The sequence below is a fragment of the Ancylothrix sp. D3o genome, assembly GCF_025370775.1.
Classification (GTDB): Bacteria; Cyanobacteriota; Cyanobacteriia; order Cyanobacteriales; family Oscillatoriaceae; genus Ancylothrix.
In genome coordinates this window covers 247,224-259,768 of record NZ_JAMXEX010000006.1, presented here as the reverse complement: position 1 = coordinate 259,768, position 12,545 = coordinate 247,224, and the positions used below count along the sequence as shown (strand labels likewise).

10 protein-coding genes are annotated in these 12,545 nt (G+C 43.2%); 4 read left to right on the top strand and 6 right to left on the bottom strand.

Annotated features, from left to right (window positions below):
- Nucleotides 1-93: 93 nt before the first annotated feature.
- From NG798_RS14005 to NG798_RS13995, 3 genes are read left to right on the top strand one after another with little or no spacing between them, the layout of a single operon-like run.
- Nucleotides 94-495, top strand: coding sequence for a hypothetical protein (locus NG798_RS14005; protein ID WP_261223888.1), 402 nt, complete (start codon nt 94-96; stop codon nt 493-495).
- On the top strand, nt 488-2,011 hold the full coding sequence (locus NG798_RS14000) for a hypothetical protein (RefSeq protein WP_261223886.1): 1,524 nt from the start codon (nt 488-490) through the stop codon (nt 2,009-2,011). Before NG798_RS14005 ends, NG798_RS14000 begins: the two co-directional genes overlap by 8 nt.
- The gene (locus tag NG798_RS13995; protein ID WP_261223884.1) at nt 2,008-2,766 is read left to right on the top strand and encodes a DUF429 domain-containing protein; all 759 of its coding nucleotides are present in this window, start codon (nt 2,008-2,010) and stop codon (nt 2,764-2,766) included. Before NG798_RS14000 ends, NG798_RS13995 begins: the two co-directional genes overlap by 4 nt.
- A gap of 82 nt (nt 2,767-2,848) precedes the next feature.
- On the opposite strand, the gene glgP is transcribed toward NG798_RS13995, so the two are convergent.
- Complete coding sequence (gene glgP, locus NG798_RS13990; RefSeq protein ID WP_261223882.1) at nt 2,849-5,446, bottom strand: alpha-glucan family phosphorylase; 2,598 nt, start codon at nt 5,444-5,446, stop codon at nt 2,849-2,851.
- A 547-nt stretch (nt 5,447-5,993) separates the two neighbouring features.
- Here glgP and NG798_RS13985 point away from each other — a divergent pair.
- A complete protein-coding gene (locus NG798_RS13985) occupies nt 5,994-7,214 on the top strand; it encodes a PAS domain-containing sensor histidine kinase (protein WP_261223880.1) in 1,221 nt (406 codons plus the stop codon).
- Between the two features lie 22 nt (nt 7,215-7,236).
- Here NG798_RS13985 and panD read toward each other — a convergent pair whose 3' ends face one another.
- From panD to NG798_RS13960, 5 genes are all read right to left on the bottom strand, one after another.
- Nucleotides 7,237-7,626, bottom strand: coding sequence for an aspartate 1-decarboxylase (panD, locus tag NG798_RS13980; RefSeq protein ID WP_261223878.1), 390 nt, complete (start codon nt 7,624-7,626; stop codon nt 7,237-7,239).
- 212 nt (nt 7,627-7,838) lie between these two features.
- On the bottom strand, nt 7,839-8,348 hold the full coding sequence (locus NG798_RS13975; RefSeq protein WP_261223949.1) for an inorganic diphosphatase: 510 nt from the start codon (nt 8,346-8,348) through the stop codon (nt 7,839-7,841).
- Between the two features lie 187 nt (nt 8,349-8,535).
- On the bottom strand, nt 8,536-8,724 hold the full coding sequence (locus NG798_RS13970) for a hypothetical protein (RefSeq protein ID WP_261223868.1): 189 nt from the start codon (nt 8,722-8,724) through the stop codon (nt 8,536-8,538).
- A 204-nt stretch (nt 8,725-8,928) separates the two neighbouring features.
- Nucleotides 8,929-9,756, bottom strand: coding sequence for an adenylate/guanylate cyclase domain-containing protein (locus NG798_RS13965; protein WP_261223866.1), 828 nt, complete (start codon nt 9,754-9,756; stop codon nt 8,929-8,931).
- Between the two features lie 97 nt (nt 9,757-9,853).
- The gene (locus NG798_RS13960; protein ID WP_261223864.1) at nt 9,854-12,487 is read right to left on the bottom strand and encodes an adenylate/guanylate cyclase domain-containing protein; all 2,634 of its coding nucleotides are present in this window, start codon (nt 12,485-12,487) and stop codon (nt 9,854-9,856) included.
- Between the last annotated feature and the right edge of the window lie 58 nt (nt 12,488-12,545).

The window sequence follows — 12,545 nt, the reverse complement described above, 5'->3', positions numbered from 1 at the left end:
ACATCCCCGCATCGGCACTTCAACCAGAGGAGCCGGTGCTTGTTTGGTAAAAATGATATAATTAAAATCAAAGACTTCTAGTTTTTTCCAACTATGAACCCCAGAACCCAAGCCGTCATCAAACAGTTTTTACAATTACTGTTAGCCGAACCCCCTATTTTAACCTCGGAAGAATTACAATCATTAAAAGCCTTATTTCAAGAAATTGCCGTTTTATCTGTCAACGATATCGACAATGCTGTAACAAAAATTCAACAATGGAATGATAATCATGGTGATATTTGGGCTAAGTTTGATGGTTTAAGGGACATAACAACACCGGCACCAGACGAAAAAGAAGCAACACAATTCCCCAATTTTAACATAACAGCACCGGCACCAGACAAAGCTGCCGAAATTCAACCTTTAAACTCAGCAGAATCAACGCCTAAACCTATCATCACCTACTTGAAAGAAGCCCTAGAAAAAATCATCAAAACCCTAGAATATGAATAAAGTTTCTGCACCCAACCTCCATTTATTTGCCTATCAACTGCGAGACAGCCTCACCGCAGAAAATAAACCTGTTGAGGGTGCAGAAAATTTGTGGCATAAATGCAATGAAATTTTAAACAAACTAAAAACAAACCTAACTCGTCTAAGAATTTATGGCTATGAAGAAGAAGCGGCAGATAGCCCCCTCAAAAATATCTACATTCCTAGAAATGAACCAGAAGGCGATATCATTAACCTTCATAAAAAAGAACTTATTGGATTTGAAAAAAAGGTAGAAATTGAAGAGGAAAACAGCGAGAAAAAACCCATAAAAATCACGGCTATCATTCAGCCACGCCGCATCTATGACAGTTATTTGCTTTACTTTAATATCCGCCGGCCCGAAAAAGATGGAAATACGCCCATTTCAATCTTTGAAAAACTTAATCCAGACGGAATTTTTCTCTCTGAAAATATCCAAAGTACCCTTGGGCAAACTCTGCTGATCACCGCCGACATCCCCAGCGAAGAAAAAGCAGAAGACATCGCCAAACTCTGCCTAGAAAACCTCATTTCCGCCCCCGAAAAACGCCCACCTTTAAAACATAAAGGCAGATTATTCGGAAGCCTAATTTTTGAATACGAAAGCCTCAACCCCCGCGAACATATTTTAATCTGGCTATTTTCCGACATCAACCACCGGAAAAAGTTTGAGGAATGTTACGGAAAATTCCAAAAATTATTTTGCTACCGAAACAAAATCATCACCAGCTTTAAGCAATATCAAAAACATTACGAAGCAACTTATAAAAACTACGGAGAAATAGAAAACACTATTACAGAAATTAATAAATTACTAAGCCCGAACAAAGGTGAAATAGAAAAGGCTATCCCACAGAGTAATAAGTTGGTAGCCCCGAACAACAGAAACACCAATTTATCGGAAAATCTGCTATCCGGCTTAAAAGAAAAAGTAAAAAGCTTACCAAAATTGGCGCTAGAACAAGCACAAAACCTGCGGGATTTAGAACACGAAAAAAACACAATAATTATTAATACAAAAAACTACCTCCTAACCCTAGAAGAAATCCGCAAAATGCTGCCGGAAAACACATTTTACACCGATTTAAGTTTTTTAGAAACCTTTGGCAAAGAAACCGCACCCTACTACCAACAAAGAATCCAATACAAAAGCGATTATTTTGTACATGGAAAAAGCTTACTAGATCAATCCCTGGCCTCAATTCGTGGTATCGTAGAAATAGAAGAAGCCGAAAGAGATAAAAGCCTACAAAACCAAATTCAAGCCTTAGCAGCCGGTATTGGTGTTGCTTCTACAATTGCCGGTAGTTCAGGACATTTACCCATAGATAAACCAGTTATAATCCCAGTTTTAAATACTCCTTTAAGATATCCTTTTCTCCCTAAACCTATCCATCCCTTTGTTAACTCAGTGATGATTAGTTTACTAGCCGGCTGGTTAACTTATTTGGCAGTTTCGCGTATAATTAACAAAAAAAATAGACCTAAAAAATGAAATTTATCGGCCTAGATTTCGGATGGACAACCGGCCCCACCGGCCTATGTTCCCTAACATTCCAAGCACAAACCCTGCAAATAATAGACATCACCAGAATAGCAGAAATCGAGAATATCTTAACATGGATAGACACCCAAACCCCCACACCAGAACCCGCCCTAATAGCAGTAGACGCCCCCACATTAATCTACAATCAAACAGGGATGAGACAAGCCGATAAACTAGCCCATAAACACTTCGGAAAATATCACGCCGGCTGCTATCCAGCGAACTTAAATAGCCGTTTCGCCACCCGCACAATAGCCCTAGGAATAGCCCTAGAAAACAGAGGATTTATACACGCCCCAACCATAGAACCACAAAAACCAGGCCGGTATCAAATCGAAGTCTACCCCCACCCAGCCATAGTCAACTTATTTGGATTAAACAAAATCTTAAAATACAAAAAAGGAATCCTAGAAGAACGCAAAAAAGAATTGACAAAACTGCAAAATCATGTATTAAAAACCTTACCAACATTAGAACCAAAACTCGACCTAAACCAAACAACAAACCCCCTAGAAATCTTCAGCGACCTGACCAAACAAACCGGCCCAAAACTCAAAGCCATAGAAGACCAACTAGACGCCCTAATCTGCGCCTACATAGCCGCCTATTGGTGGTACTGGGGACACCAAAAAAACCTCATATTAGGCGATCAAACCACCGGCTACATAGTCATCCCAAACCCAAACAACCAAACCAACCCCTAACAAAAAAAACCACAGACAAACACAAAAGAACCATCCGCGTTCATCTGCGTTCATCTGCGGTTTAAAAACCTACTCAATCAAACTAAGCCCACAAAATCAACCCCATTTCAAAAGGATTACTCAAAAGAGGATTGTGAGGCAAAACGCGCAGAGAAAGACCCTGCAAACCCGACGAAGTATAAGTAACATTCGCCGTATAAATTCCCAAGCCACTATTATCCTTACCTTGGAAATTCATCACAACCGGCACCCCATGTACAATTTGACCAGAAGCATCAATAGCCCCCTGATACAACTGCACCTCCAGATCATTAGGAGTCAAACCGGCCAAATTAATCCGCGCCTTAACCGGAATAGTTTGGTTAACCAGTAAATCGCCCGGTTCAGCAATATCGATATCCTCAATCTTGAGATCATACCATTGCTCAAACACACGCTTCTTCCACTTCGCCAACTCTTGAGCAGATTGATATTGATTTTCAACAATTGCCCCATAGCGATCACTAGCCGCAAAATAAGCACGTTCCGCATATTCTCGCACCATACGAGCCGTATTAAAATGCGGACAATTTAAACGAACAGCATCCTTACTTCTTGCCACCCACTTACGAGGAATACCCTCCTCATCGCGGTCATAAAACAGAGGAATAACCTCTTGCTCTAGCAAATCATAAAGCGCATTCGCCTCAATTTCATCCTGATAATTCGGGTCATCATAAACCTCACCATTCCCAATAGGCCAGCCGGTGCGAACATAATCCGCCTCATCCCACCAACCATCAAGAATACTAAGATTTAACAACCCATTCATCGAAGCTTTCATACCCGAAGTACCAGAAGCTTCACGAGGCCGGCGTGGCGTATTCAACCAAACATCACAACCCGAAACCATCATCCGCGAAACATTAATATCATAGTTCGGGATAAACACAATATGCCGGCCTAACTTATGTTCCCGAACAAAATGAATAATCTCGCGGATCACCTTCTTACCAGGGTCATCTTTCGGGTGAGCTTTCCCCGCAATCACAAACTGAACCATCCGTTTTTTATGACCCAGCATCCCCCCCTTCAGGCGGTCATTATGGAAATCCATTAAAATGCGAGTAATACGCTCAACATCCCGCAAAAACAACGTCCCGCGCTTATAAGTTGCAAACCGGCGAGCAAAACCAATCGTCAAAACCCCCGGATCTAAAACCTCTTGCGCTTCCGTAATTTCTGCCGGTGAAGCACCACGTTCCCGCAGATATTTTTGCAACCGTTCCCGCACAAAAACAATCAACTCAGACCGGCAACGGTCGTGATTCCGCCAAATTTCCTCATCAGGAATTGAATCAAGACGACTCCACACAGAACTTTCAGAACGAGCACTAGACCAAGTGGGGCCCAAATAACGGTCATACAACTCTTGCGTAGGTTTAGATACACAACTGCGAGCATGAACGCCATTAGTAATAGAAGTCACCGGCACCTCAGTTACAGGCAAACCCGGCCACATATTCTGAAACAACTCCCGCGAAACCACCCCATGCAATTTTGCCACCCCATTAACAAAACCGGCCATTTTAATTGCCAGAGTTGCCATATTAAAAGGAGCTTGTAACTCGCCGGTGCTTTCGCGTCCTAAAGCCAGAAACTCTTCACGAGACAAACCGAAAACATTAGCATAGTAGCCGACATAATACATAATTTTGTCAGCCGGGAATAAATCAAAACCAGCCGGCACAGGGGTATGCGTCGTAAAAATATTACTAGCCTTCACAACCTGCACAGCATCGTTATAACTTAACCCCTTTTCCTGCATTAATTCGCGGATACGTTCAAGAGCCAAAAACGCCGAGTGACCCTCATTCATGTGATAAGCAGTCGGTTGATATCCCAACGCCTTCAACATTTTTGCACCACCAATTCCCAGCATAATTTCTTGGTGCATCCGCATATCAAGATCACCGCCATAAAGTTGATCAGTGATATCTTGGTCGTAGGCATTATTTGGCTCAATATTCGTATCCAGCAAATAAAGCGGCACGATTCCCACCTGTACACGCCAGACCCGCGCATAAACCTGCCGGCCCGGATAATCCACCGCAATTCGCAATTCCTGACCCTTCGCATCGCGTTCAAGATGCAAAGGCATATTGTAGAAATCATTAAGTGGGTAACGTTCTTGTTGCCAGCCATCGGCATTGAGATATTGAGAGAAATAACCCTCTTGATACAATAAACCAATACCAACCAAAGGCAAACCCAAGTCAGAAGCAGACTTGAGGTGATCACCGGCCAACACCCCCAAACCACCAGAATAAACTGGCAAACATTCCGTTAAGCCAAACTCCATCGAAAAATAAGCGTAACATTCGGGCACAGGAGGATTAGGCCGGTGTTTGCGATACCAAGTGCGCTCCTTGAGATAATTATCTAACTGGTTAGCGGCGCGCTCCATGTGAGCCAAAAACCCATCATCCTCAGCCACCTCTTGCAAACGTTCTTGAGAAATCGTTCCCAACATCAAAACCGGATTATGCTTCGTAGACTCCCACAAATCGCGGTCAAGCCGGCGGAAAAGGTCTTTGGTTTCTACGTTCCAGTCCCAATGAAGATTATAAGCAAGCGTGCGTAGAGGTTCCAGTTGCTTAGGTAAAGACGGGGAAACGTTAAAAGTGCGAATTGGCTGCATCAGCCGAGCCTCCTTTGGACTAAAAAACTAGAATAAGCGTTCCGTAGGGCCAATAAACCCGACGTTTCGGCAATCCTCTCGTTTAGGTTAGTTTATTTTCTCTTGTGTCATCCAAAAATTCCGATCCTCTTAATACAAGTTTTCGGATTTAGCCGCTGAGTTTGTCCCAACGTTTGAGGGCCATCATCATTTTTTACCTGATTTGAGAACTTTTCGGGGTTTTTTTCGGCTTGGGCTGGCAAAGGCTAGGATCAATTGAAAAGCTTTGCAGGGCCAGGGTGTTAGACTAGATAAGAAAATCGTGGGACTTTACCGAACATTCCTCGACTTACTCCGCCAAAATTTTGCAGGCCATCTCCATAAAAAAATTATGATAGTCGTCGAAAAGTATTACCTAAACCGGCACCATTTGTATTTTAAACAGTTTGGTAGCTTATTTTTCCTATCTCAAATCCTCTACAATCAAGCTTTTTCTCACATCATGCAACACTTTTTAAAATTTGACTGTCCTGGCAAGAATAATTAAATTTTGTGAACATAGAAACAAATGCTGGAGCAGATTAGGCAAAAATTAGAAACCGAGCAACGATTTCGGGCGTTGCTGGAAAATGGCACAGATTTAATTGTTGTTTTAAATACCGATTGGGTTTGCCGGTATGCCAGTCCTTCTTTAAGGCGGATTTTGGGGTTTGAACTTAACGAAGTCCTGGGCAAAACCCTATTTGAACTGACACACCCAGAAGATTTGAAAATTATTTTACCTGTGTTTGAGAAAGCCAAACAAACTCCACGAGTGAGAATACCGTTACCAGAGTACAGGATACGTCATTCTACGGGAGAGTGGTGTATTTTTGAATCGGTGATTACAAATTTATTAGAGCATCCGGCGGTCAAAGGTTTTGTCCTAAATTGCCATGAAATTACAGAGAGAAAACAGTCAGAAGCCGCTTTAAAAAAAGCAAAAATTGCCGCCGAAGCCGCCAGTAAAGCCAAAAGTGCTTTTTTAGCAAACATGAGTCACGAATTGCGAACACCCCTCAGCGTCATTATCGGCTACAGCGATATGCTTTTGGAAGAAGCACAAGCCTCTGGAAATAGCGACTCAGTTGATGATTTAGCCCAAATAAAAACCGCCGGCACCCATTTATTGAGTTTAATTAATGATCTGCTGGAAATTTCTAAACTAGAAGCCGGTCAAATGAAATTTTACAGAGAAACTATAAATATTTCTCTATTGGTTAATGACATCGTAAAAACTATCAAGCCGGTCTTAGAAACAAATGGCAATATTTTAAAAGTTGAATTAGATTGCCCGACAGAATCTATCACGGCTGACCCCTCAAAACTCCGCCAAATCTTGATAAACTTGCTCACTAATGCCAGCAAATTTACTCAAGAAGGAACCATTTTATTAAAAGTTGAAAAAATAGAAAAAGAAGATTTTAACCTTAAAGAAAAACAAAACTTAAATTCCTTAGAGTCTCCCTTTTTCGTTTTTTCAGTCGCCGACACCGGCATCGGTATTCCCGCCGAACACCTACCCTATTTATTTGAAGCTTTTACCCAGGTTGATGATTCCATGACGCGCCTCTACAGCGGAATTGGTTTAGGTTTAGCAATTTGCCGCCGGCTTAGTGAAATAATGCACGGCACAATAACGGTGGAAAGTCAAGTAGGAATTGGTTCAAAATTTAGCGTTTATTTGCCGGTAAATGTGCCCGATTTTGGGCCGGCAATAAGTAGCGAAGATTTAGACGATCTCGAATAAGGCCGGTGTCTTAAAAAAACCTTTAATTAACCGCTTCTTCTAACAATTGTCCGTAATGATTGACCGTCACAATGCGGTTATTTTCATCAACTAAAACCACCGTTGGCGAGTGTTCTTTCAACTCCTCCGCAGTGAATTGTGCGTAAGTCATAATTATTAGCGTATCGCCTTTCATCCCCAGCCGCGCCGCCGCGCCGTTGAGTTCGATGGCTCCACTATTGGCCGGTGCCGGTATAGCATAAGTAATCAAACGTTCACCATTTGCCTTATTCACCACCTGCACCTGCTCAAAAGGTAAAATGCCGGCGGCATCCATTAATGTGCGGTCAATACTAATGCTGCCAATGTAATCTAAATTGGCTGCCGTAAGCGTGCAATTATGAATTTTGGCTAAAAGAAACGTTCGCTGCATGAGAGCACCAAAGTGATTATTTATATGGTAAGGCTTAATTTGTTAAAAGTCATTTGTCACAAGTCCTTTGTCATTAGTCAAGAATCCGGCCTGTACTTTATCGCTTGACCCTTAACTCTTGACAAAGGACTTTTAAGAGTCAGTTGTCATTACTGGTTTATTGTTCCGAATAACCAATAACCACTGGCTTTTGACAAATGACTGCTGGCTATTTATTTATATGCTGCTATGCACTTTTCGACTAAAGGCATAACTTGGTCAACATCCAGCCAGCCGCGAATTTCTGTGACTTTTTTCTCTAGGTTTTTGTAAGTCTTGAAAAATTCGGCGATTTCATCGAGGCGATGTTGAGATACATCCTTTAACGATTTGATGTTTGCATAGCGGGGGTCTTTGTCGGGCACGCAGAGAATTTTTTCGTCTCGATCTCCGCCATCGATCATTTCCAGCATACCAATCGGACGCGCTGCAATGACGCAACCAGGGAAGGTTGGCTGATCCATCATCACCATTCCATCGAGAGGATCGCCATCATCGCCTAGAGTGTTGGGTACAAATCCATAATCACAAGGATATTGTACCGATGAATACAGCACCCGGTCGAGGGCGAAAGCTTGCATATCTTTGTCAAACTCGTATTTGTTTTTGCTGCCTTTGGGAATTTCAATCAAAACGTTGATTAAACCCTGTTTAGGTTGTGCAGGAATCCTCGATAAATCCACTTCGCGTTTTCTCCAAGCTAACAATAAGGGAATGCCTTTTAGCGGCTTTGTCCCGAATAGCATTTTAGGGGATTCTAGCGACACATTGATTATTTTTTCTTGAGCAGGGGTTGTTTGTGCTCACCAATTCCCAGCCTGGGGCGCAGCCCAGGGCAGATACCCTAAACCGGCCCCCACTCAAGAGTTGCTATTTTCGTAATATTTGCATTGGTTGAGCCACCGGCGCAGCGACTTTGAGACTGCTTGAAGAGTAAGATCCGATGATCCACAAAGGTACAATCAGGGTGAATAATGCAATTAAAGTTCCGACCCTATTTCCCCAAATCTGGGGAGGGGGTTCAGAAGAATTAGCTGGTTGAATACTACCAGAGTCCATGAGTCAGTTTGTTTGATAGAGTAGGTCGCGGTCATTTTCACCAGGGAAAAAATTTTTATCCCTGATAATATCATTTTAACGATTTCACCAGGGAATGCTGTTATCTATTAAACAATTGCAACCCAAGATAGATTTTTTTGGCAATGTTAAGAGAAATTAGGAGTTATGCCCGGTATTTTTACTCATCTCTCCAGGCTTAAGACTTCAATTTCCGGGCCAGCAGCCGTCCCACTCTACATCGTCTGGGGGTGGAGTTTTGAGCCAGTGCTGGCAGCGTTTTAGCTGAATAGCGGCGGCTTTATCATTGCTTTCGAGTTCCATCACTTTGGCAAATTCTCCCATCGCCAGGGCAAATTTTCGATTAAGATAGTGTTCTCTGCCTTTTTGATAATGTTTTAATGCTGCTTGTTTGTGGTCAGAAATGGTGTCTGAATCTAACCCCAAATATTCATAAATTGTCACCGGCCTAATTTCGCCCGGTAAGCGGATAAAATCCAATTCTCTAACTCGGATTTTTTCTTTACAAAGTTGGTAGGTTTTTTCACTAATAACAATATTACAGCCATATTGCTTACAGATTCCTTCGAGGCGGTAGCCAACATGAACATCGGCACCAATTGCCATAAAATCCATGCCTTTTGTGGCGGATAAGTTGCGAGAAGGAACGCTGTCGGAATGAATGCCGATGCCGATTTTAATGGCCGGTTTATTGCTGGCGAGGAGGTTGTTTTTAAATTCTCCTACCCGCCGGCTCATTTGATTAGCGGTTTGCATCGCTAACCAGGCATGGTCTTCTAACTGTAAAGGAGAACCAAACACAACAATAATGCGGTTGCCAATACAAGCAGATAAAATTTGATGCTCGCGGTTTTCTTTAAACTTAGAAACTGTTTCTCCCATCATCTCGAAATATTCATTCAGCAAGGCGCTGAGATCAGAGGCGCTTAATTTTTCGGTTAAGGTGTTGTAGCCGCTGATATCACAAAACAAAACTGAAACATATCTACGTTCATCTAGGCTGCCCACTTCCATAATCCCCAGCAAACTTTAATTGATTGTGGTGCAAAAAGTCAAAAGGGTGAGTTGCGGGTATTGCCACTTCTGCCTTTTGACTTCTGAGTTCAGCATACTACTTTTCTGTAAGTACCCAGACACCATTCCAGTCATCGGGGGGTGGACTATCGAGAAAATGCGTACAGCGTTCGATGTGCAAAATTGCTGCTTTGTTTTTCTTGTCAATTTCTTGGACTTGTCCAAACTCAGCCAAGGCTTGAGCGAATTGCCGGTTGCGGTAACATTCGCGGCCTTTGTTATAGTGCTCCATGATTGAGAGTTTGCTGTCTTCGATGGGTTCATCGCGCAAGCCAACCAATTCGTAGATGACAACCGGCTCGCTTTTGCCTTTAACGGTGATAAAGTCGAGTTCCCGTGCATATACCTTATCTCGGCAAGGTTCGTAGGTTTTATCGCTGATTACGATATCGGTGCCGTACATTTTGCTGGTGCCTTCTAAACGCGAACCCAGGTTTACACCGTCACCAATGGAGGTTAACTCCATGCGTTTGCTAGAACCGATGTTTCCGCTGACGACTTCATCGGAGTGGATACCTATGCCGATGTTAATTGCTTTTTTGCCAATTTCAAGGCGCTCTTTGTTAAAACTGGTGAGCCGGTGGCGCATTTCGACGGCGGTTTGGACGGCGCACCATTCGTGATCGGCCAGAGGTAAGGGTGAGCCAAATACGGCCATGATGGCGTCGCCGATGTATTTGTCGAGAGTGCCTTTGTATTTAAACACGGCATCGACCATGCGCTCGAAATAATCGTTAAGCATTTCGACGACTTCTTCAGCAGTCATGCCTTCACTGAGGGTTGTGTAGCTGCGAATATCGGAAAATAGCACGGAGACTTTTTTGCGTTTACCACCGAGGCCGGTGTCACCAGAGGCAAGCAACTGTTCAGCGACTTCTTGAGTCATGTAGCGGTACATAGTGCTCTTGAGTCGTTTTTCGTTGCTGATGTCTTCCATGACAACCAAAACGCCGTTGACGGTGTTGTGGTCGATGGCATCGGCCATAGTGTTGATCGATAAGTTAATGCTGTGCTGTTCTTCTTTGGTGGAAATGAGGGTTTGTTCTGGGTAATATTGTTCTCTTGATTTGGGGTTTTGACCGGCCAGGCCATCGCTGAGCCATTTACAGAAGTCGCCTTTTTCTAGTAGCACCAAGTCTTTAATATCTTTGCCTTCTATTTTTTGTTCTTCTGCGAGGCCGAGTAATTTTCTGGCACTTTCGTTGGCGGCGATGATATGACCGCTTTTATCGGTAGAAATAATCGCGTTTGAAATACTCCGCAAAATGTCTTTTTGCATTTGTTCTTGCTGTTTAACTTCGGCAAAAAGTTTGGCATTTTGCAAAGCTACTCCAGCTTGAATATTAAACGCTCTCATAAATTCCAAGTCGGCGCGGTTAAAGCTGGCTTTCCAACATTCGGGAGCATTCGGCCATTCTTCGGGGTTATAGGCGGGGTAATCTCCTTGTTTTTTCTTATTAATTAATTGTGTGACTCCGATTAAGTGACCATCGGCATTAAACACTGGCATACATAACATACTGCAAGTGCGGTAGCCGGTTTTTTGGTCAGTTTTTTTGGCTTGTTCTGAGCCGGCTTGTTCGTAGGCATCAAAAGGAATTAACAGGGGTTCGTGAGATTCTGCTACCTGGCCGGCAAAGCCGCCGGTACGGGGAATGCGAATTTCTGTTAATTTGCCTTGAATGGGAATTTTTGTCCACAGTTGGTCTTTTTCGTGGTCGAGTAACCAAAGGGTACTGCGGTCTGCATTCATCAATGTTTTTGCCTCGTCCATCACCTTTGAAAGGGTGTCTTCGAGGTCTAAACTGCTTTTTGACAGCGATTCGATGGCTGCCATTAAGGCGGAGGCGGCGCGTTGTTTTTGAGTTGCTTTATAAAATGAGCGTGACGATTCGAGAATTAACCGAATTGAGGGGGCAAAATCGGCAAATACGGCTTCATCTTCTTGTGTAAAACCTCTTGTATCAATTCGTTCTATGAGTGCGGCTTCTGGGTCGTTGACTTTTTTTAATTTATTGATTAACTGAACTACTGCAACTAAATCGCCGTCTTCAGTGAGCAAAGGTAGCACCAACATTGTGAAGGTGCGATATTTGTTTTTCTCATCGAATTTTTTAGCGGCGGTTGAGCGGGGATCGTCGTAAAAATCAAAGGCAATATTAACGATTTTTTTTGTGGTGGCGACTTCACCGGCAATGCCTACAGTAGAAGGAAATCGTAGTTCGAGGTTATTGCCTTTTTCGTCTTTGGCGACGATAGACCACAGTTCGTTTTTTTCTTCGTCAAGTAAATAAATGGTGCTGCGATCTGCGTTGAGCAGTTCCCCGGTTTTGAGGGTGATCGAGCGCAACATCTCGTTCAAAATTGAGTCAAACCCTTGGGAGTCCAGCATACTATCGAGCATGGACAGGGTTTGATTGACAACCTCAAGTTTTTTTTCTACATCGGTGACTACCTGTTTAAAGGTGTCTTTCGTCAAGGGCGCGAGGAACTCGGAGAAGGTTCCTTTGGTTTGAACGATGGCAGTGTTAGAGGATGAGTTCTGGGGACTGTTCGATGCACTGGTTAAAGTTACAGGCTTGGATGGGGGTGTTTTTTTACCCTCAACCTGGGGGGTGACGTCTATCACCTGGCCCGTTTCCCAATTTGGTTTGTGAGATGCCGCTGTCATAGCTCTTTTCTCTTTGAAGATGCCTGGAGTCAGGGAACGACTTCGACTGTGTGAGTAT

Coding starts and splice junctions, on each gene's coding strand:
- panD (WP_261223878.1), bottom strand. CDS start 7,626: ATGCAGCGAACGTTTCTTTTAGCCAAAATTCATAATTGCACGCTTACG.
- NG798_RS13985 (WP_261223880.1), top strand. CDS start 5,994: ATGCTGGAGCAGATTAGGCAAAAATTAGAAACCGAGCAACGATTTCGG.
- NG798_RS13995 (WP_261223884.1), top strand. CDS start 2,008: ATGAAATTTATCGGCCTAGATTTCGGATGGACAACCGGCCCCACCGGC.
- NG798_RS14005 (WP_261223888.1), top strand. CDS start 94: ATGAACCCCAGAACCCAAGCCGTCATCAAACAGTTTTTACAATTACTG.
- NG798_RS13960 (WP_261223864.1), bottom strand. CDS start 12,487: ATGACAGCGGCATCTCACAAACCAAATTGGGAAACGGGCCAGGTGATA.
- NG798_RS13970 (WP_261223868.1), bottom strand. CDS start 8,724: ATGGACTCTGGTAGTATTCAACCAGCTAATTCTTCTGAACCCCCTCCC.
- NG798_RS14000 (WP_261223886.1), top strand. CDS start 488: ATGAATAAAGTTTCTGCACCCAACCTCCATTTATTTGCCTATCAACTG.
- glgP (WP_261223882.1), bottom strand. CDS start 5,446: ATGCAGCCAATTCGCACTTTTAACGTTTCCCCGTCTTTACCTAAGCAA.
- NG798_RS13965 (WP_261223866.1), bottom strand. CDS start 9,756: ATGGAAGTGGGCAGCCTAGATGAACGTAGATATGTTTCAGTTTTGTTT.